We start from the raw sequence: 18,805 nt of genomic DNA on the forward strand, positions 1-18,805 counted from the left end.
ACCATTATTCGTCTTAGGGATAAGACGAAAAGTCTGAGAATACGTAACTGTTTATGAGCTCTGTATCCCCTCCGCGTGAATATTTTCTTGACTCCATCCGCGCCTGGCTGATGTTGTTGGGGATCCCATTCCATATCTCATTGATTTATTCCACACACACCTGGCACGTGAACAGTGCTGAACCGTCGTGGTGGCTAACCTTGTTTAACGACTTCATCCATGCGTTTCGCATGCAGGTGTTTTTTGTTATTTCGGGTTATTTTTCCTACATGTTGTTTTTACGCTATCCATTAAAACGCTGGTGGAAAGTGCGTGTTGAGCGCGTGGGGATCCCGATGTTGACCGCGATTCCCTTGCTCACCCTGCCGCAATTTATCATGCTGCAATATGTAAAAGGGAAAGCAGAGAGTTGGCACACGCTCAGCGGGTACGATAAATATAACGCCCTTGCCTGGGAGCTCATTTCTCATCTGTGGTTTTTGCTGGTCCTTGTGGTGTTAACGACCGTGAGCATGTGGGTATTTACCCAAATTAAGAAGCGTCAGGAAAGCCAGCAGGGAACGCCCCCAGCCCCAGCGTCAATGGTAAAGTTAACGCTAATTTTTGCCTTGCTTGGTGTGGGCTACGCCGTCGTCAGACGAACCATTTTTATTCTCTACCCTTCGATCCTCAGCGACGGCATGTTTAATTTTGTCGTCATGCAAACGCTGTTTTATGTGCCTTTCTTTATGCTCGGTGCGCTGGCATTCATTAATCCCAATCTGAAGGCGCTGTTCACCACCCCCTCGCGTGGTTGCACTCTCGGTGCAGGAGCGGCCTTTGTAGCGTACCTGCTCAACCAACGATACGGCAACGGCGACGCCTGGATGTATGAAACTGAATACGTGGTAACCATGGTTCTGGGGCTGTTGATGGTTAACGTGGTCTTTTCGCTCGGCTATCGTTTATTGAATTTTCAGTCAGCGCGCGTAACCTATTTTGTCAATGCATCGCTGTTTATTTATCTGGTGCATCATCCGTTAACGCTGTTTTTCGGCGCCTATATCACACCGCACATCTCATCCAATCTGCTGGGCTTTCTCTGTGGACTGCTGTTTGTGGTCGGGATCGCGGTGATACTGTACGAAATTCATCTCCGGATCCCGGTACTGAAGTTTTTGTTTTCAGGAAAACCGCCGGTTAAGCAGGACAAAAACAAGGCCGTCACTGGTTAGCTTGGGTTACGTCGTTCAGAGCAACCATTCAATCGGTAATATCGAGGCCAGCTTCACCAATACCCGCTTCCAGAATCCGGTGGCGGGTTCTTTTTTCAGCACCTGCTCATGACCCTGCTGGCGGTCAACCCAGTTAATCCGTCCCCAGCGATCGAGACGCAATTGCCAGGCAACATCATGCTGACTCTGCATAAAACGGTTATGAATTAGTGCGGCCAGGCTTTCACTTTCAATAACAAATCCCATTTCCGTGTTGAGCAATGTGGAGCGCGGATCAAAATTAAGCGAGCCGATAAACACCTTACGCCCGTCAATACTGAAAGTTTTAGCGTGCAAACTCGAGCCCGAATTACCGGTTAATCCGCGATCGTGCACAGCCGTGGCGCGATCGCGTGTCGGTTTAAGCTCATATAATTCCACACCATAGCGCAGCAGTTTTTTTCGCCAGCGCGCGTAGCCGGCATGAACAATTGCCACATCATTCGCCGCCAGCGAATTGGTTAGAATGGCAATTTTGACCCCTTTTCTCACCAAACGCAGCAGTTGGGCAACGCCCGCCCGTGTAGGCACAAAATAGGCGGAAATAATATCAATACGCTCGGTAGGTGAGCCCATAATATCGAACAAGCGCTGAGGTAATAGCGAATGGCGCGGAGCCTTCCCCTCACCTTTTAGCGGGTCGTCGCTGAGCAGGCGTGTTTTGGCCCAAATCAGCGGCAACGCCCCCCGATCGAGACTGGCCATAAACTGGCTGGTTTCCAGCTTATTCAGGTAACGGCGAGTTATATCATCGTTATACCAGGACTCCGGCAGGTCAATACGCTGGGTAGGTTCAGGCTCTGACAGTGAGAGCACTTTTTTGAGTGTTGAAACGGACTGACACTGCCAGTAACGTTCAAAATCATCCGCAACCTCGGTCACCACCGGCCCTACGGCCATTACATCCAAATCAGAAAATAGCGGCTGTTCGCCTGCGCCAAAATAGGCGTCACCGATATTGCGCCCGCCAACCAACGTGACCACCCCGTCGGCGGTATAACTTTTATTATGCATACGACGGTTAAGTCGGGCGAAATCGGTTAAATAGCCCACCGCACGCAAGATGCGAAAAGAGAAAGGATTAAACAGGCGGACTTCGATATTCGGGTGGTTATCCAGTAATTGCAGCGTATCATCCAGACCCGGCGTGTTGTTGTCGTCCAGCAACAAACGGACCTGCACGCCACGTTTCGCTGCGGCCAGCAGTACCGAAAACAATAGCAGCCCGGACATGTCGTTCTCCCAGATGTAATACTGCACATCCAGGGAGCGTTCCGCCATTTCAGTGAGTCGATAGCGAGCGGCAAACGCATCCAGACTGTCATCCAGCGCAAGGATGCCGCATTGTTCAGGATGGCTGGCGCAAAGCGGAGTAATTGCACGCTCGAGCCGCGTCATATCAGGCTGGGTTATCATCGCCTTGCTGGGTGAGTAATCTGTTATAAAGTTGGGCCGTTTCGTCATCAAAACACACGAAGTAAATCTGCTCAGGTAGCGCCCGGCGGGTCGTGAACCTCAACACCGTGTTGACGGCGATTTCCGCTGCTGCTGCGCGCGGATAACCATACACTCCCGTGCTAATCGCCGGAAAAGCAATGGATTGATAGCCATTGGCTAAGGCCAGTTGCAGCGTGTTCAAATAGGCCTCTTCGAGACGTTCAGCTTCATGATGATCGCCCCCCTGCCACACAGGCCCCACGGTATGAATAACCGCTTTCGCAGGAAGATTGCCTGCCAGAGTGATGACCGCATGACCCGTTGGACATTCTCCCTGCTGTTGGATAACCTGTTTACAGGCCTCCAACAATGCCGGTCCGGCAGCGCGATGAATTGCCCCATCCACGCCACCGCCTCCCAATAGGGACGAATTGGCAGCATTGACGATCACATCAACAGCCATCGTCGTAATGTCGCCCTGTACCACATGAACACGCGATTGCATAAACTTCCCCTGACGAAACACCTTCTCTTCAGTGTACAGCAGGGTTTTCCAGGAAATCTCACTTTTTAACGAAACGGCTGCATATCTACGCCAGAACGACTTATTTATATTCAATGTTAAGAATAGCGAGGGTTTTCTGCTCATTGAGGTAGTGCATGTTAGCGCTCGCAATTTGCTTAACATTCTGCGGCACCAGAGTGACCTGTTGCGCATTAAAACGGCTACTTTGCATCTTGCCGTCGCGTATACATGACATTTCTATCTGTTGTTGCTGGGTGCTAACTTCACAAGGCGGTTCCACTATTTCACCGCGAAAATGAATAATCCCACCCGCTGAGATTTGTTGAGCACTTACGGATACTGTAAAAAGAGAAAAAACACCAATGCCAATACTCAGAATTCTGTTCGCTAAAGTACACATAAAGGTTCCTCAATGATTAGTCCTCTTGAGGGATCGGTATGATCCTTCACCGCTGCGATTAACGACCCGATAAAAACATCTTCACGTTTCTATATTCATAGAACAGCAATGCGCTCCCAGCCACACCCGACCTGCAAATACTTCAGTCCCTCAAGAATGACCGGATGAGTCTGTCCATTGTTGTGAGAGATGCAGCGATTGCCCATCCGAAACGGTGACAATAATTTTTACTGAGTCCTCAGCGGAAATATTAAAGCTCAGCTTAGTTAAATCAATCGGCCGATTAGCAGGGACCGAAAGGCTTGTTTTCTGCTGCGTTTGGCTTTGCCCCCCCTTCCCTTCACGTATCGCGAAGACTTGTACCTGACATTCACAGGGTTGCGTTAACGTTACCTGAGGAATAATGGTGTACATTTCGCCTTGCTGGGTTGTATTAAAGGTGATTTGATTTGACAGCGCGGCAATAAGTAATAGCGTATGCATACTATTCTCCCGAAAAAAAACAGGGCTTTCGCCCTGTTTATTCTCAGTCAGCAGACTGAATTAATGTTGGTTAGCCGTGACGTTGTTGCCAAAACCAACCTGACGAACCAGAACGTTGGAGTCAGACGCAGTCTGATTAACCACCGCACCGTTGCGACCACCGTATTGGGTCACGTTAATGTCCGCACGTTTAGCATTCCACTGATTGATGTCAGCGCTGTTGCTGAAGCCTGACTGTTTCAGACTGATGGTACTGTCATCAGCACCTTGCCCGACGGTTGCCCCGTTACCACGCCCATGCTGGGTGATGGTCACATCGGATTTACGTGCATCACTTTGCAGCGCATTCGCAATGTTGCCAGAACCATACTGGTAAATACTCATTGATGATTCTGGACCAAAATTATTACCACCACCATGGTGATTGCCGTTGCCGCCCCATTGCGGAACAACACCAGCCAGAGCACTGCCAGAAACTACGATTGCTGCGAATGCTGCCACTTTTAAAAGTTTCATGGTAAACCCCCATCGGATTGATTTAAAAGTCGTTCATGGATTAGCGTTGAGTCACGCGAATGGCCATTTGCGACTGTCTCTGCACCACAACTGCTGTTTTTTGTGTACCGTACTGGGTAATATTTGCTTTATTACCCGAACCTTTCTGGATAATAACGGCCGTATTACCGTAAGAACCTTGTTTTATACTCGCATCATTGGAACTACCCGCCTGATCTATATATGCAAGATTATATGATCCTGCCTGATCTATTTTCGCTCGGTTACTTGAACCATCCTGCGAAATGACCGACAATAGCTTCGAGCCCGACTGGCGTGTATTGGCACTGTTCCCAGCGCCTACTTGACCAATAATGGCTGCCTGATTAAATGAAGACTTACTTAATTCATTTACCGCAAAGTTATATTCTGCATTAGCCATGTCATAACTTGTTGCGGACACAATTCCAGGCACACCCAGCATTGTAAACATCATAAATAACAACTTGTTTTTCATGTTGTCACCCTGGACCTGGTCGTACATGAAGTTGAATTATTTACCACTCAAGTTTTGTTGTTAACATGACTTAAACTTGTTAATGCCACGTTACGATGAAGAGTATGTCCGTTGAAACATTTTAAATAACTCACCCGCGAGTGGTATTTTTATATTCAGATTCACCCCAAAGTACTAATTAACAGCCAATAACGCTGTTATCTGTATACATTTTATTTTGGCTTTAGCGTGAGATGTGCATTTCTATGCAGAAGCATAAAAAACCAATCTTCAGCGACTTCAGGCCCTCGCAGCGCGAGGTGTTGATTGGCCTTGGCGCAAGTCGTGACAAACATCATTTTTTTCTGTCGAAAATTACTCAACGTAAAGTGAGACAAAAACTTCAGAATTCATTAGAAAGCTAAAACGAAAGAACTATAAATAAACTTCTTATTTATCATACGATTAATATAATTTGTATGATTTTTTAAATCTATGCAATAACAGTAAAGTGTACAACTTTCCTATCAAATCTAAACTCAATAAAAACCTTAAAATCACATTTTAATATATAAATTTACATTATGTAACAAGTTTAACACTTGCTTTAAGATTTGTAATAGCTAGATTGAAATCAGTTGAAGTCCATTTGTTTTAATATTTTCACCCCTTTGGGTCGATATTTTATTTCTACACAGCAGTGCAGCATCTGTCAGTACTTCTGGTGCCTCTATTTTAGTAGAGGCAGCTGTCAGGTGTGCGACTATAAAAGTGGAGTTTCATCATGTTTAATGAAGTCCATAGTATTCATGGTCATACATTATTGTTGATCACTAAACCGTCCCTGCAGGCAACTGCATTATTACAACATTTAAAGCAATCGCTGGCGCTCACCGGAAAACTGCATAATATTCAACGTTCTCTGGACGATATTTCCTCCAGCTGCATTGTTTTACTGGATATGATGGAGGCAGATAAAAAGCTGATCCATTACTGGCAAGATAACTTAAGTAGAAAAAACAACAGTATAAAGACGTTATTGTTGAATACACCCGATGATTATCCGTACCGGGATATTGAAAACTGGCCGCATATCAATGGTGTATTTTACGTAGCAGAAGATGAACAGCGTGTGGTGGCCGGGTTACAAGGCGTTTTACGCGGTGAATGCTACTTCTCGCAAAAGCTCGCCAGCTACCTGATCACACATTCTGGAAACTATCGTTATAACAGTACAGAGTCAGCACTACTCACACATCGTGAAAAAGAGATCCTTAATAAACTGCGTATCGGCGCCTCAAATATTGAAATCGCACGCTCACTGTTTATCAGTGAAAATACGGTAAAAACGCATCTTTATAATCTTTTCAAAAAGATAGCTGTGAAGAACCGTACGCAGGCGGTCTCGTGGGCCAATGATAACCTCAGGCGATAATGCCATGAAACGCTATTTGAACTGGATTGTGGCAGCAAATTTATTCCTTGCTGCCGGGAATCTACACGCCGCTGTAGAAGTGGAGGTTCCCGGACTGTTAACCGACCACACTGTCTCTTCAATCGGCCATGATTTTTATCGTGCGTTTAGCGACAAGTGGGAAAGTGAGTACACAGGAAACTTAACCATCAATGAAAGGCCCAGTGCACGTTGGGGAAGTTGGATCACCATAACGATCAATCAGGACGTTATCTTCCAGACTTTTTTATTCCCGACGAAAAGAGACTTCGACAAAATAGTCGTCTTCGCTCTGGCTGAAACAGAAGATGCATTAAATCGTCGGCAAATAGATCAAACACTATTAAGCACAAGCGATTTAGCGCGTGATGAATTCTAAAACATGATTTTGTCCGGAGGCTTTCATGCGTGTCAAACATGCAGTGGTTTTGCTCATGCTAATTTCACCATTAAGTTGGGCCGGAAACATGACGTTCCAGTTCCGCAATCCAAACTTTGGTGGCAACCCAAATAACGGCGCTTTTTTGCTGAACAGTGCGCAGGCGCAAAACTCGTATAAAGATCCAAGTGGTGACGATTTCGGTTTTGAAACCCCATCGGCCCTGGACAACTTTACCCAGGCCATCCAGTCACAAATTCTCGGCGGTCTGCTTACCAATATTAATACCGGTAAGCCGGGCAGGATGGTAACCAATGATTTTATCATTGATATCGCCAACCGGGATGGGCAGCTGCAACTCAATGTCACAGACAGGAAAACGGGCAAAACATCGACGATAGAAGTGTCGGGTTTACAAACACAGTCAGCCGATTTCTAAGCTATAGCTACGAAAGGAAAAAATCATGCAGCGCTTACTTATTTTGGTTGCAATATTCTTACTCAGCGGATGCTTAACAGCCCCGCCACAAGAAGCCGCTAAACCGACATTAATGCCGCGTGCCCAAAGCTATAAAGACTTGACGCACCTGCCAATGCCTACGGGCAAGATTTTTGTCTCGGTTTACAACATTCAAGATGAAACGGGTCAATTTAAGCCTTACCCGGCAAGTAACTTCTCAACGGCTGTCCCGCAAAGTGCCACGGCGATGCTGGTCACCGCATTGAAGGATTCTCGCTGGTTTGTACCGCTGGAGCGTCAGGGATTACAGAACTTGCTTAACGAACGAAAAATTATTCGTGCTGCGCAAGAAAACGGTACCGTTGCTGTAAATAACCGTATTCCGCTTCAGTCACTGACCGCCGCAAACGTAATGGTGGAAGGGTCTATCATCGGTTATGAAAGCAACGTTAAGTCTGGTGGGGTTGGCGCGCGTTATTTCGGTATTGGCGCAGACACGCAATACCAGCTTGATCAGATTGCGGTCAACCTGCGTGTGGTCAACGTCAGCACGGGTGAAATCCTTTCTTCGGTGAACACCAGCAAAACCATTCTCTCCTATGAAGTCCAGGCTGGGGTATTCCGCTTCATTGATTACCAACGTCTGCTGGAAGGTGAAATCGGTTATACCTCTAACGAACCCGTTATGCTGTGCCTGATGTCAGCCATTGAAACTGGGGTTATTTTCCTGATTAACGACGGGATTGATCGCGGATTATGGGACTTGCAGGATAAGAAACAGGTCGATAACGATATTCTGGTTAAATACCGTCATTTGTCGGTACCGCCGGAATCCTGATACTTAATATGAAAAGACAACGACAAGCGTGAGGGTAACCTCACGCTTTTTATTATTTACTGGTCAACGAAGGTGATTCTCGGTTTTCACGGCGGGACGCCAGCCACAGTCCGCTGTTCTTCATTGCATAGCCAAACACCAGTCCCACTGCTAACGAAGGCAGAACCAGACGCCAGTCCCCCTGCCCTGCAAATGTTGCACATGCACCAATAAACGTACCCGGCACAAATGAAAGCAACCATTGCTTAGCCTGAATGCACATCAAGAAGGCAACAATCCCCGTGATGACATAGCCGATGATGTCCATATGCGGGGCAAGCGCACTACCGTTAATAATCACCAACGCCCACACCACACCGCTTAACAGCGTACACGCTGAGATCCACAGCCCTTTCAGCCCACTCTGCGGACAGGCAAAATAGGCTGTACAACCCAAAAAACCTGCCCAACTGAGTAAACCAAGAGAAACGGCCACCCATCCCCAGATACCGGAGAGAATGCCCGTTGTGATTGCAATAGAAAGAAGTATGTTCATGCCGCGCATCTTAGCAGAAAAACGGCATGATAATGAGATCGTGCACACAATTTATGCAAGCTGATAAATTGCGTTGCAGAATAAAGTGACTTAAATCACATTTACTCTTCGGTATCTTCCTGCAACTCGTCCCACATCGCGCCAATCGCATCGCGCGTCAGCGGCGCCATGGTACGCCAGAATGGGGAACTGGCATGCGCTTCCACTTTGCCAAGGAACGCGTCACACCACGGGAGCAGATAGTCAACGAATAACGTTTCCAGCGCTTCACTTTCATCTTCAGCAGACTGATCTTCAAGCCATGACGCAGCCAGCAGCAATGTGCCGATATGATCAGCAGGAGTATCCGACAACGGCATGCCGCGCGCAGAAAGGAATGCGCGAACATCGGATTCCTTAGCACCTTCGACCCAAGCGCTGCGATAAGGTGGCACCGCACACTCTTCACCGACAAACAGCGCGTTATAATCTGCAGCCACCTGCGGCATATCACAGCTTTTCTGTAAGCGAGCCAGCAGTTCATCTTGCTCCAGTGGCCAACTTGCTGACAGTTTACCCTCACCGATCACGGTAAAAAGAGGAACCAGTAACGGGTCCTGCGGTTGGCGGTAAAACAGCGATCCCAGGACGCGACACAGGATAGAAAACTCGTTCATTGTTGTATTCCAGTTAGTTCACAATTAAAGTTCAGCAAATTCCGCGATAGGCTCCATGCCGCGCGATTCCAGAAACGCCAGCAGGCGTTTTGGCGATACGTTTAAAATTCTGTCCTCCGGGAAGTTCACATCATCCAGGATTTTACGGCATTCACCAAATTCCCCCAGCGTGAAGGCGGTATGGGAATCCGATCCTAACGCCACCCATCCACCGGCATCGCGTACCGCTGCGGCGACTGCGCGACAGTTGTCTTCACTGCCCTTACGTGAATGCAGGAATGAGGAGTTATTGATTTCCAGTGCTACCTGGTATTTCGCTGCCGCCTGTGCGACGGCGGTAAAGTCTAACTCATACTTTGGATTTCCTGGATGACTGATAATGTGCACATTACCACTCGCCATTGTGGCAATCATCGCCTGGGTATGCGTGTCTTTATCAACAGGTGCGAAAACCGGCTCATGGAAGCCTGCAATGATTAAATCCAGGGAAGTAAACATCGGACCGGAGCAGTCGATCTCGCCGTCAATATTTTTAATATTCGCTTCAATACCGCGGAGAATTCCCACCCCGTCCACCAACCTTGGCCAAATGCGCATATTAATAAAATGCCAGTGATGCGGGGCATCTGCCATGTCCGGCCCGTGATCGGTGATCGCAAACAGCTTGATACCTTTGCGTTTGGCTTCGGCGATGTAATCACTCAGGGTGCTGTAGGCGTGGGTGCTGGCGACGGTATGCATATGCAGGTCAACGGGATACATAATTCTCTCCTGTAGTCATTTTTCGTCAAGGATAGCAGGTATCTCCACCATTAATACCCTAAATAATTAGAGCTGTAGGACGGTGTTTAGACGAAACCCGGCGGCTGGCCGGGTTGTTATCAATATCCCCTAACGCGATCGACTTGACCCGTTACGGCTTTCCCACTCTCAAGGTTTAAAATGGTGCGTGAGATATAGTCTACGGCCTCTGCAGGACGCGTCACGGCGGCAATATGCGGCGTCATCGCCACGCGCGGATGTTTCCATAGAGGGTTATTTTCCGGTAGCGGCTCGCTGCTGTAGACGTCCAGCATCGCGCCCTTCAACTTTCCGGTATTCAGCGCAGCCAGCAGATCGTCTTCCTTCAGATGAACCCCGCGTGCCAGGTTAAGCACGTACGCCCCATCCTGCAATTGATTCAGCAGCCCGGTGTTAATAATACCTACCGTTTCTGCCGTATTTGGCAGAAGATTAATCAGCACCCGCGTTTGGCTCAGGAACGCCGCCAGCTCTGCGGTACCGGCAAAGCTTTCCACACCGGGCCAGGATTTACGCGTCCGACTCCAGCAACGCAGCGGGAAGCCCCATGCTTGCAGGCTCTCAGCCACTTTAGCCCCTAATACCCCTGCCCCCATAATCCCGACAGTAAACTCTTCGCGGGTATACTCTTGCAGCGGTTGCCATTTCGCCTGACTTTTTAGCGCCTGATAGTCATCAAAGCGTCGAAACCAGTGCAGCACCTGACTCACCGCATATTCCTGCATTTGCAGACCCATACCGGTATCTTCCAGACGGAAAAGCGGGATTGACGCATCCAGCATTTCAGGGTGGGCTTTTAGCTTGCTGAGGATAGAGTCCACGCCGGCGCCCAACGCGAAAACAGCTTTTAACTTGCGACCTGCCAGCATATCAACCGGTGGATGCCAGACGAGGGCATAGTCAGCATGCGCATTATCACCCCGCTTCCATTCACGGACATTTGCGCCTGGGATTGCCTTAGCCAGTGCCTTCAGCCACCAGGCCGTATCGAATGTCGGGTGATAGAAAAGTATTTCCATATTAACTCCTGAGCAGTGTTATGCGGAACTTTCTCGCACTTATCATCATTTTCCAAGGAATATCAGAATAGCAAATTTTAGGATGCTGGCAAAAAAAGCAATTCTTGCTTATTTACGCCCCATGTTGCTTGAAGTTTGTGTAAATGCACGTTTTTTTTAAAAAGTAGATTGACGTCGGGGCGGTGTTTCCCCTACATTAGCGCCCGTTCCGCTAACGCAGGAACAACAATACGGTGAGGTGTCCGAGTGGCTGAAGGAGCACGCCTGGAAAGTGTGTATACGGCAACGTATCGAGGGTTCGAACCCCTCTCTCACCGCCATATTTGAAGAAGAGCTCGTACGCAAGTACGGGCTTTTTTTTCGTCTGTTGCAATATGGCGGATGCGATACGAGCATCTTATCCGGCCGACAACGCAAATCCCCGTAGGCCGGATAAGCGAAGCGCCATCAGGCATCCTGCAAAGAAGCGTGTCTGTGTTTTTTATATGCATATAAACGATTATCCCTGCTTATAAAAAACAAAGCCCGGTTCCCCGGGCCTTGAAGACGCAGAACCTATCAGCTGTAAGCGTTAAGCGTCCGCTGACAAAGCGCCGAGCGAACGCAATCATCTTTATTGAAACGAACGATTCCAATCATGTCATCTTCTTCGAAGCGGGCCAGCGCATCGTTTAGTCCGGATCGAACATGCGCCGGTAAATCGCACTGGGTAATATCCCCGTTCACAATTACCGTCACATTCTCCCCGAGGCGCGTCAAAAACATCTTCATCTGCGCAGCAGTGACATTCTGAGCCTCGTCGAGAATGACAACGGCATTTTCAAATGTCCGTCCGCGCATATACGCGAACGGCGCGATTTCTACCTTCCCAATCTCAGGTCGCAGGCAATATTGCATAAAGGAGGCACCCAGACGTTTTACCAGCACGTCATACACCGGGCGAAAATAGGGAGCAAACTTCTCGGAAACATCTCCAGGTAAGAAGCCGAGATCTTCATCAGCTTGCAGAACTGGACGGGTGACAATGATCCGGTCCACATCTTTGTGGATCAGAGCCTCTGCTGCTTTTGCCGCGCTGATCCAGGTTTTACCACACCCGGCTTCACCGGTGGCGAAGATCAGCTGTTTACTCTCAATAGCATTCAGGTAGTGCGCCTGAGCCTCATTTCGCGCCGTGATAGGTGTGGCATCGCGACTGTCACGCGCCATACCAATCGCTTCTACGCCGCCCATCTGCACAAGCGAGGTGACCGATTCATCTTCACGTTGTTTATGGCTACGCGAATCCCGTCTCAGCACACGTTTTGCTTCACGACGAGCTTTGATCACTGCTTTTTGTCTTCCCATGGATAGCACCTTGAGTTGTAGGTATACATCACACGCGCCATCTTCGGCACGATTATGCGCACGAACATCTGAGGGTTGGCTTCCTTGTAAGCCATTGCTTGCCTACGAATAAGACACCACACACGGCTACGCGCACCGTATAAGGCGTCAGTAACAAGGATAAGATGTGGAAGAGAGAGAAATTTAGCGGTGACGAGATGGCTACCGGAAGAGAAACGTCCGCGTAAGGTGGTGATAATGTAAGAAACCTGTCCAATGCAGGACGTTACCATTCGCGATCTCCATAGTGAATGACTATCACTGCCGGGAACTACCGCTGTTACATATAAGTACAACAGAATTTATTCTCAATGCAACAATATTTTTACTTGTTGTTAACTAAATTCCATCTTATCGTTGGCAACAGTCTCTTACAGAGAGATGACAGAATTATTTCACTGCAGCACGTATCACGAAAAATTTATTATTTCGTTCATCGCTGAATCAGGTCAACATGTGAGGAATTGCCCCGCACAGGCGCGGGGCACGGGTATCAGGCTTGTAGCAGAGATTGTCCGAGGTAGTGGTCCGGTGTTTTTACGCCCGGTAAAGCAAAGAAGTAACCGCCGCCAATCGGCTTAACGTACTCCTCCAACGCTTCACCATTCAGGCGTTTCTGTACGGCCAAAAAACCTTTCTGCAGATCGTGTTGATAGCATACGAACAGCAGCCCCATATCCAGCTGTCCAGATTGCGTCACACCGAGCGAATAGCTGTAGCCACGACGCATCATCAGGCTGGATTCGGTCTCTTTGGTCCGCGGGTTCGCCAGCCGGATATGGCTGTCGAGCGCAATCACCTCACCTTCAGGATCATTGGCATAGTCCGGTACATCATGCTCATGCTGCATTCCCAGCGGAGCGCCGGTCTGTTTATCGCGACCAAAAATGGTTTGCTGCTCTTTAAGCGGCGTGCGATCCCAGAACTCCACGCGAAACTGAATAAGTCTCACCGCCTGATAGCTGCCCCCTACCGCCCATGCAGGCTCGCCTTGATCGGCCGTGACCCACACCACGTTTTGCATCAGCTTTTCATCAGTACCATCCGGGTTCGCGGTCCCGTCTTTAAAACCGAGTAAATTTACCGGGGTTTCTTTGCCTTTACTGCGTGCAGCATGATCGGAGATAAATCCCTCTCGCTTCCAGCGCACGCTGAGCAAATCCGGCGTGTGCTTGATGATATCGCGCAACGCGTGAATAACGGTGTCCTGCGTGTTGGCGCAAATTTGTAACAGCAGATCCCCGTGGCACAGCGCCGCATCCAGCGAATCATTCGGGAAGCGCGTCATTTTTTGCAGTGTTTTTGGCATTTGTGCTTTCAGGCCATAGCGCTCATCAAACAGTGAATGGCCGACCGACAGCGTCATCGTCAGGTTGTCCGGGGCAATGTAAGCCCCCAGTATGCCGGAGTCCATTGGCGGCAAGCGCGGATTCGGCGTTTCTGGAGCCGGGCCGCCGGTGGTCAGGAACGCAAAGCGATGGGTCAGTAAACGGAACAGACGTTCAAGATCTGCTTTGTCGCTGGCGAGGACATCAAATGCCACCAGCATCATCGAGGCCTGCTGCGGCGTCAGGATCCCCGCCTGATGCGGTCCATAAAAGGGCTGTACATCATCGCGCGCATTGGGTGACAGAGTGCCCGGCGCACTGTGCGGTTTTTGCGCATGCGCAACCGGACAGCCGCCCGCCAGTGCCAGCGCGCCGCCCAATGCTCCCATGCCCTTTAACAGACGTCGGCGTGAAGGTTCACTCACGCCGTTTTCATTATCTTGTTGCATGATGCTTAATCCAGACCCAGTACGCCGCGTAATTGCGACAAATCTTCTGCCAGCGTCGTAATCGGCCCTTTCAGCGCGTTGCGGTCAGCATCGGTCAGTTTGTCGTAAGTTTCAAACCCGTCTTTGGTGCGATACTTGCTCAGGATGCTATCGACTTTTTTGAAGTTCGCATCCACTTTTGCCAGCAGTTCAGCATTGGATTTTTGCAGTTGAGGACGCAGGAGATCGACAATTTTCTGCGCGCCATCGACGTTGGCCTGGAAATCCCACAGGTCGGTGTGGCTGTAGCGATCTTCTTCGCCGCTAATTTTACTGGCGGCCACTTCTTCAATCAGACCCGCCGCTCCGCCAACCACTTTAGACGGTGGGAAGGCCAGTTCACTGATGCGCGTTTGCAGGTCGATAACGTCGGTGTTCAACTGGTCGGCGTATTTATCCATCCCCTTGGTGGTATTGTCGCCAAACAGCGCTTTTTCCAGACGGTGGAAGCCGGTGAATTTAGGATCGGCGGCCTTTTGCTCGTAATCATCTTCACGTGCATCGATGCTGCCATCGAGGTCAGAGAACAGCTCAGCAATCGGTTCAATACGTTCATAATGCTGGCGCGTCGGCGCATACAGGGATTTAGCCTTCTCGATATCCCCGGCTTTAATGGCATCTGTAAATGCTTTGGTCCCCGCCACCAGCTGTGCGGTTTCTGCGGTTACATAGGCTTTGTATTCGGTAATTGCACCGCTCAGGCTCAGCAGGGCGTCACTCTGTGCCGCATCTGCCGTTGCGCTGCCCTTGACGATCAGCTTCCCTTTCGGGTTCGTCAGCAGGCCGCAGGTCATATCATATTCGCCAGGTTGCAGGTTGGCGGTCATTTTCTGGCTAAAGCCCGGCGCAATATTTTCACGCTCTTCCACCACCATCACGCCTTTGAGGATTTCCCACTCCAGCGCTTTCTGACTGTGGTTCTGAATAATGAACTGGGTTTTTCCGGCATTAACCGTGATTGTCATCGGTTCACACTGTTTGTCGTTAACCGTGACATTGACTTTGGGAATATCTGCGGCGTGTGAGGCAAAAGCAGAAGTAAACAGCGCAGCCATACCCAGCTGCAGCGCACTACGGCGAAAGTTAATCGTCATGACCTATCCCTATAAATAAGTATGTTGTAACTAAATGATATTCTGCGTCGCGTTGTTATCAGGGTGCAGTACGAGACGCCGTAGAGCCTGAACGAGGCGGTAATGCAAACATAATCAGTGCCGGGATCAGGTAGATAAACCAGACGGCAACCTCACTGACACTTGGCGCTTCCTGGTAACCAAAAATCCCTTCCATCAGCGTGCCAAACAGCGAGTGCGTCGACAGCACGCTGCTCAGATCAAATGCCACATCCTGGAAATGATTCCATAACCCAGCTTCGTGAAACGCGCGAATGGCTCCGGCGGCAAGACCTGCGGCCACCAGCAAAATGAACAAGCTGGTCCATTTGAAGAAGGCCCCGAGATTGAGGCGAATGCCGCCGAGATATATCAGGTAGCCCAGAACGACGGCCGTTGCCAGTCCCAGCATCGCCCCAACCGGTGGCCAGATACCCACATCCTGCTGAAAGGCCGCCAGCAGAAAGAAAACCGACTCCAGGCCTTCACGAGCGACGGCAAAAAAGACCATCATCACCAGCGCCCATCCGTGATGATTGCCACGCTGTAACGCGTTATCGACCGCCTGCTCCAGTTGAACTTTGACGTTGCGCGAAACTTTACGCATCCAGAAAACCATCCAGGTGAGGATCACCACGGCAATCACTGCCACGATTCCTTCAAACAGCTCCTGCTCTTTTTGCGGAAATTCACCGGTAGTTTCATTGATGAAAATCCCCAGCGCCAGGCATAGCGCCGCCGCCAGTAGAACACCAATCCACATTACGCCAATCCAGCGACCGCGCTGAGTCCGTTTCAGGTAACTGGCTATCAGGCTGACAATCAGCGCGGCCTCTAGGCCTTCGCGCAACATAATCAGAAATGGAACAAACATGCGAAGTACCCTTAAACGTTATTCTCAGTCAACTCGTGAAAAGAAAAGTAAATTACAGTGATAGTGATTATCATTACAGAAAATAAAAACTCAAGAAGAATGTTTTGAGAATGATGACTTAATGTAAACAGTTAGTCTGATAAGGGTTACTTTGATTTTGCGAAGCGGCATAAAAAGCTCGCACGCGGCGCTATATTGTTCAGTTGAGCATGTATGGAGAACATTTTACCCTGAATAAGTTTCCGTTCAGCCATCAACGCCTCATCGATTTTCAGCCGGACCAGGGTGTCGCTTCAGCGCTCTGGCTTTCAGCTATATCCGTTTTGCTGTTCAGAGATATTCAAGTAAAAGCGCAGGTGGTCAGTTGTGGGCTGGTCCGGCTGAAAATTGCCGACGTGTTTCCGTAAGGCCGGGAGAGCCAGCATGGATGCTGGCTCAGGGCGCGTTTTGCAGGGACGCTACCTCGCGCCCGGCCCGATAGCCTGGAGGAATAAGCGGAGGGGATTGCGAAGCAACAATTTTCCTGCCGGGAGCCGGGATTGTAAAGGGCGTGGCGGAGAACGCCCTTTACACGTTCACAGGAATCGGTGCTTCAGAAAAACGATGAGCATGAGGTGAACGGAACCTTTCTCTGAGATAGCATATTCATTGCCTCCGCCAGCACATCTTGATGCCTTCTGAAACTAGTCGTTAACTGAACGGCATTGCCCGCACGCGGCGGGCTGTAGAAGCAATAAGCAGATTACTCAACCTGTAAACGTGACGGCGGTGCAGAATGATAATGCGCATCAGCTTCAGCAAAGCGTTTTTGCATTGCGGCTGAAGGTGCTTTACCCAGCAAGCTGAACACCACGATACCAATACTGCCGAACACAAAGCCCGGGATGATTTCATACAGGCCCAGCCAGGCGAACTGTTTCCAGACGATAACCGTGACCGCACCAATGATCATCCCCGCCAGCGCACCGTTACGGGTCATACGCGACCACAGTACGGAGAACAGCACCACCGGTCCGAATGCCGCACCAAAGCCAGCCCAGGCGTAGCTCACCAGACCGAGAACGCGGTTTTCCGGGTTAGCTGCCAGAGCAATAGAGATCAGCGCGACTACCAGTACCATGACGCGGCCAATCCACACCAGTTCTTTCTGGCTGGCATTTTTACGCAGGAACGCTTTGTACAAATCTTCCGTAATGGCACTGGAACACACCAGCAGCTGGCAGCTCAGCGTCGACATCACCGCCGCAAGGATAGCCGACAGCAGAATACCGGCAATCCACGGGTTGAACAGGATTTGCGCCAGTTCAATAAACACCCGCTCGGCGTTCTGGTTCACCGCACCGGCCAGTGCCGGATTGTTATTGAAGTAGGCGATACCGAAGAAACCAACGGCCACCGCGCCCGCCAGACACAGGATCATCCACGCCATGCTGATGCGACGTGCATGCACGATGCTATGGTGAGAATCTGCCGCCATAAAGCGCGCCAGGATGTGCGGCTGACCGAAGTAACCCAGCCCCCAGCCCATCAGGGAAATAATGGCGACAAAGTTCAGGCCTTTGAGCATGTCCACGTTCTCAATGCTCTTTTGTTTGATCACTTCCAGCGAGTCTTCAAAGCCGCCGACGCCAATAATCACCATCACCGGCGTCAGGATCAGAGCAAAAATCATCAGGCTGGCCTGCACGGTATCGGTCCAGCTGACGGCCAGGAAACCACCAATAAAGGTATAGATAATCGTCGCTGCCGCACCCGCCCACAGCGCTGTTTCATAACTCATGCCGAAGGTGCTTTCGAACAGACGCGCCCCTGCAACAATCCCTGAAGCACAATAGATGGTGAAAAACAGCAGAATAACCAGCGCGGAAATAATACGCAGCACGCGGCTTTTATCTTCAAAACGACCGGTAAAGTAATCCGGTAGCGTCAGAGCATTATTATTGAACTCGGTGTGTACGCGTAAACGTCCAGCCACCAGCTTCCAGTTGATCCATGCGCCTAATGTCAGGCCGATGGCGATCCAGCTTTCTGAAATCCCCGACAAGAAAATCGCCCCCGGCAGCCCCATCAGCAGCCAGCCGCTCATGTCGGATGCCCCGGCGGAAAGCGCGGTGACAAACGGCCCCAGGCTGCGTCCACCCAGAATGTAATCATCAAAGTTTTTGGTTGAACGCCATGCAATAAACCCAATCAACAACATGCCAAAAATATAGACACAGAATGTCACTAACATCGGTGTGCTAATAGCCATCAAAACTCTCCAAAATTATGTATCGACAATGCCGTGGCTTGCCGTTTTATTACCCTGCCGGAACGTGGCAAAGATATCTATGTTGACCTGGGCGACCGTATCCTGCCGGAAGCAAGGATCATTCACAATCGATTT

The 18,805-nt window shown here is 49.7% G+C and carries 22 protein-coding genes and 1 tRNA gene; 7 read left to right on the plus strand and 16 right to left on the minus strand.

All coding sequences use genetic code 11. The annotated features are described in order from the left end of the window. Positions 1-53 precede the first annotated feature (53 nt). Positions 54-1,214, plus strand: coding sequence for a glucans biosynthesis protein MdoC (mdoC, locus tag IB214_RS15855; RefSeq protein ID WP_115258880.1), 1,161 nt, complete (start codon positions 54-56; stop codon positions 1,212-1,214). A 15-nt stretch (positions 1,215-1,229) separates the two neighbouring features. Here the strand turns inward: mdoC and IB214_RS15860 are convergent, their stop codons facing one another. From IB214_RS15860 to csgB, 6 genes are all read right to left on the minus strand, one after another. Continuing rightward, positions 1,230-2,669 carry a phospholipase D family protein gene (locus IB214_RS15860; RefSeq protein WP_174361566.1) on the minus strand — a complete coding sequence of 480 codons (1,440 nt, stop codon included), beginning with the start codon at positions 2,667-2,669 and terminating at the stop codon, positions 1,230-1,232. Next, positions 2,653-3,195, minus strand: coding sequence for an O-acetyl-ADP-ribose deacetylase (ymdB, locus tag IB214_RS15865; RefSeq protein WP_117341753.1), 543 nt, complete (start codon positions 3,193-3,195; stop codon positions 2,653-2,655). The genes IB214_RS15860 and ymdB overlap by 17 nt, the downstream gene beginning before the upstream one ends. A 100-nt stretch (positions 3,196-3,295) precedes the next feature. Next, entirely contained in the window at positions 3,296-3,616 is a 321-nt protein-coding gene (locus IB214_RS15870; RefSeq protein WP_115258883.1) for a type 1 fimbrial protein, read from the minus strand. Positions 3,617-3,766: 150 nt separating this feature from the next. Beyond that, on the minus strand, positions 3,767-4,099 hold the full coding sequence (gene csgC, locus IB214_RS15875; protein WP_096757589.1) for a curli assembly chaperone CsgC: 333 nt from the start codon (positions 4,097-4,099) through the stop codon (positions 3,767-3,769). 60 nt (positions 4,100-4,159) lie between these two features. Next, positions 4,160-4,615, minus strand: coding sequence for a curli major subunit CsgA (gene csgA / locus IB214_RS15880; RefSeq protein ID WP_115258884.1), 456 nt, complete (start codon positions 4,613-4,615; stop codon positions 4,160-4,162). A gap of 40 nt (positions 4,616-4,655) precedes the next feature. Then, positions 4,656-5,111 carry a curli minor subunit CsgB gene (csgB, locus tag IB214_RS15885; protein WP_115258885.1) on the minus strand — a complete coding sequence of 152 codons (456 nt, stop codon included), beginning with the start codon at positions 5,109-5,111 and terminating at the stop codon, positions 4,656-4,658. A 763-nt stretch (positions 5,112-5,874) separates the two neighbouring features. Here csgB and csgD point away from each other — a divergent pair. From csgD to csgG, 4 genes are read left to right on the plus strand one after another with little or no spacing between them, the layout of a single operon-like run. Continuing rightward, positions 5,875-6,525: a biofilm master transcriptional regulator CsgD gene (gene csgD, locus IB214_RS15890; RefSeq protein ID WP_115258886.1), complete on the plus strand. Its 651-nt coding sequence runs from the start codon at positions 5,875-5,877 to the stop codon at positions 6,523-6,525. Positions 6,526-6,529: 4 nt separating this feature from the next. Continuing rightward, a complete protein-coding gene (gene csgE / locus IB214_RS15895) occupies positions 6,530-6,922 on the plus strand; it encodes a curli production assembly/transport protein CsgE (protein ID WP_115258887.1) in 393 nt (130 codons plus the stop codon). Between the two features lie 25 nt (positions 6,923-6,947). Further along, positions 6,948-7,361: a curli production assembly/transport protein CsgF gene (gene csgF / locus IB214_RS15900; RefSeq protein ID WP_096757594.1), complete on the plus strand. Its 414-nt coding sequence runs from the start codon at positions 6,948-6,950 to the stop codon at positions 7,359-7,361. A gap of 25 nt (positions 7,362-7,386) precedes the next feature. Continuing rightward, positions 7,387-8,220 (plus strand): curli production assembly/transport protein CsgG, encoded by an 834-nt coding sequence (csgG, locus tag IB214_RS15905; RefSeq protein WP_096757595.1) that lies wholly within the window; start codon positions 7,387-7,389, stop codon positions 8,218-8,220. Positions 8,221-8,272: 52 nt separating this feature from the next. On the opposite strand, the gene IB214_RS15910 is transcribed toward csgG, so the two are convergent. From IB214_RS15910 to ghrA, 4 genes are all read right to left on the minus strand, one after another. Continuing rightward, the gene (locus IB214_RS15910; protein ID WP_135912264.1) at positions 8,273-8,755 is read right to left on the minus strand and encodes a DUF1097 domain-containing protein; all 483 of its coding nucleotides are present in this window, start codon (positions 8,753-8,755) and stop codon (positions 8,273-8,275) included. Between the two features lie 101 nt (positions 8,756-8,856). After that, complete coding sequence (locus IB214_RS15915; protein ID WP_096757597.1) at positions 8,857-9,411, minus strand: molecular chaperone; 555 nt, start codon at positions 9,409-9,411, stop codon at positions 8,857-8,859. A 24-nt stretch (positions 9,412-9,435) separates the two neighbouring features. Then, a complete protein-coding gene (locus IB214_RS15920; RefSeq protein ID WP_115258890.1) occupies positions 9,436-10,173 on the minus strand; it encodes a phosphatase in 738 nt (245 codons plus the stop codon). Positions 10,174-10,292: 119 nt separating this feature from the next. Next, positions 10,293-11,231, minus strand: a complete 939-nt coding sequence (ghrA, locus tag IB214_RS15925) for a glyoxylate/hydroxypyruvate reductase GhrA (protein ID WP_096757599.1) — start codon at positions 11,229-11,231, stop codon at positions 10,293-10,295. 232 nt (positions 11,232-11,463) lie between these two features. On the opposite strand from ghrA, the gene IB214_RS15930 reads away from it, so the two are divergent. Beyond that, a tRNA-Ser gene (locus tag IB214_RS15930) sits at positions 11,464-11,551 on the plus strand. A 238-nt stretch (positions 11,552-11,789) separates the two neighbouring features. Here the strand turns inward: IB214_RS15930 and phoH are convergent. The 5 genes from phoH to efeU form a co-directional block, all read right to left on the minus strand. Further along, complete coding sequence (gene phoH, locus IB214_RS15935; RefSeq protein ID WP_168246965.1) at positions 11,790-12,578, minus strand: phosphate starvation-inducible protein PhoH; 789 nt, start codon at positions 12,576-12,578, stop codon at positions 11,790-11,792. Beyond that, entirely contained in the window at positions 12,557-12,850 is a 294-nt protein-coding gene (locus tag IB214_RS15940) for a hypothetical protein (protein ID WP_170973033.1), read from the minus strand. The genes phoH and IB214_RS15940 overlap by 22 nt, the downstream gene beginning before the upstream one ends. Before the next feature lie 260 nt (positions 12,851-13,110). Continuing rightward, a complete protein-coding gene (gene efeB, locus IB214_RS15945; protein ID WP_096757600.1) occupies positions 13,111-14,394 on the minus strand; it encodes an iron uptake transporter deferrochelatase/peroxidase subunit in 1,284 nt (427 codons plus the stop codon). Positions 14,395-14,399: 5 nt separating this feature from the next. Continuing rightward, a complete protein-coding gene (gene efeO / locus IB214_RS15950; RefSeq protein WP_115258893.1) occupies positions 14,400-15,527 on the minus strand; it encodes an iron uptake system protein EfeO in 1,128 nt (375 codons plus the stop codon). Between the two features lie 58 nt (positions 15,528-15,585). Beyond that, positions 15,586-16,419, minus strand: a complete 834-nt coding sequence (gene efeU, locus IB214_RS15955) for an iron uptake transporter permease EfeU (protein ID WP_096757602.1) — start codon at positions 16,417-16,419, stop codon at positions 15,586-15,588. A gap of 209 nt (positions 16,420-16,628) precedes the next feature. On the opposite strand from efeU, the gene IB214_RS15960 reads away from it, so the two are divergent. Next, positions 16,629-16,826 (plus strand): hypothetical protein, encoded by a 198-nt coding sequence (locus tag IB214_RS15960; RefSeq protein WP_153880200.1) that lies wholly within the window; start codon positions 16,629-16,631, stop codon positions 16,824-16,826. 335 nt (positions 16,827-17,161) lie between these two features. Here the strand turns inward: IB214_RS15960 and putP are convergent, their stop codons facing one another. Further along, positions 17,162-18,670, minus strand: coding sequence for a sodium/proline symporter PutP (gene putP, locus IB214_RS15965; protein ID WP_096757603.1), 1,509 nt, complete (start codon positions 18,668-18,670; stop codon positions 17,162-17,164). Positions 18,671-18,805: the final 135 nt, after the last annotated feature.

Source organism: Citrobacter sp. C1 (assembly GCF_014596895.2).
Classification (GTDB): domain Bacteria; phylum Pseudomonadota; class Gammaproteobacteria; order Enterobacterales; family Enterobacteriaceae; genus Citrobacter; species Citrobacter gillenii.

Bases quoted from the DNA above. Each gene is read 5' to 3' on its own strand.
- IB214_RS15960 (WP_153880200.1), top strand. From the start codon at position 16,629: ATGTATGGAGAACATTTTACCCTGAATAAGTTTCCGTTCAGCCATCAA.
- IB214_RS15860 (WP_174361566.1), bottom strand. From the start codon at position 2,669: ATGATAACCCAGCCTGATATGACGCGGCTCGAGCGTGCAATTACTCCG.
- efeU (WP_096757602.1), bottom strand. From the start codon at position 16,419: ATGTTTGTTCCATTTCTGATTATGTTGCGCGAAGGCCTAGAGGCCGCG.
- IB214_RS15910 (WP_135912264.1), bottom strand. From the start codon at position 8,755: ATGAACATACTTCTTTCTATTGCAATCACAACGGGCATTCTCTCCGGT.
- ghrA (WP_096757599.1), bottom strand. From the start codon at position 11,231: ATGGAAATACTTTTCTATCACCCGACATTCGATACGGCCTGGTGGCTG.
- csgD (WP_115258886.1), top strand. From the start codon at position 5,875: ATGTTTAATGAAGTCCATAGTATTCATGGTCATACATTATTGTTGATC.
- csgG (WP_096757595.1), top strand. From the start codon at position 7,387: ATGCAGCGCTTACTTATTTTGGTTGCAATATTCTTACTCAGCGGATGC.
- csgA (WP_115258884.1), bottom strand. From the start codon at position 4,615: ATGAAACTTTTAAAAGTGGCAGCATTCGCAGCAATCGTAGTTTCTGGC.
- IB214_RS15915 (WP_096757597.1), bottom strand. From the start codon at position 9,411: ATGAACGAGTTTTCTATCCTGTGTCGCGTCCTGGGATCGCTGTTTTAC.
- csgE (WP_115258887.1), top strand. From the start codon at position 6,530: ATGAAACGCTATTTGAACTGGATTGTGGCAGCAAATTTATTCCTTGCT.
- csgC (WP_096757589.1), bottom strand. From the start codon at position 4,099: ATGCATACGCTATTACTTATTGCCGCGCTGTCAAATCAAATCACCTTT.
- putP (WP_096757603.1), bottom strand. From the start codon at position 18,670: ATGGCTATTAGCACACCGATGTTAGTGACATTCTGTGTCTATATTTTT.
- IB214_RS15920 (WP_115258890.1), bottom strand. From the start codon at position 10,173: ATGTATCCCGTTGACCTGCATATGCATACCGTCGCCAGCACCCACGCC.
- mdoC (WP_115258880.1), top strand. From the start codon at position 54: ATGAGCTCTGTATCCCCTCCGCGTGAATATTTTCTTGACTCCATCCGC.
- efeO (WP_115258893.1), bottom strand. From the start codon at position 15,527: ATGACGATTAACTTTCGCCGTAGTGCGCTGCAGCTGGGTATGGCTGCG.
- csgF (WP_096757594.1), top strand. From the start codon at position 6,948: ATGCGTGTCAAACATGCAGTGGTTTTGCTCATGCTAATTTCACCATTA.
- csgB (WP_115258885.1), bottom strand. From the start codon at position 5,111: ATGAAAAACAAGTTGTTATTTATGATGTTTACAATGCTGGGTGTGCCT.
- efeB (WP_096757600.1), bottom strand. From the start codon at position 14,394: ATGCAACAAGATAATGAAAACGGCGTGAGTGAACCTTCACGCCGACGT.
- IB214_RS15940 (WP_170973033.1), bottom strand. From the start codon at position 12,850: ATGGTAACGTCCTGCATTGGACAGGTTTCTTACATTATCACCACCTTA.
- IB214_RS15870 (WP_115258883.1), bottom strand. From the start codon at position 3,616: ATGTGTACTTTAGCGAACAGAATTCTGAGTATTGGCATTGGTGTTTTT.
- phoH (WP_168246965.1), bottom strand. From the start codon at position 12,578: ATGGGAAGACAAAAAGCAGTGATCAAAGCTCGTCGTGAAGCAAAACGT.
- ymdB (WP_117341753.1), bottom strand. From the start codon at position 3,195: ATGCAATCGCGTGTTCATGTGGTACAGGGCGACATTACGACGATGGCT.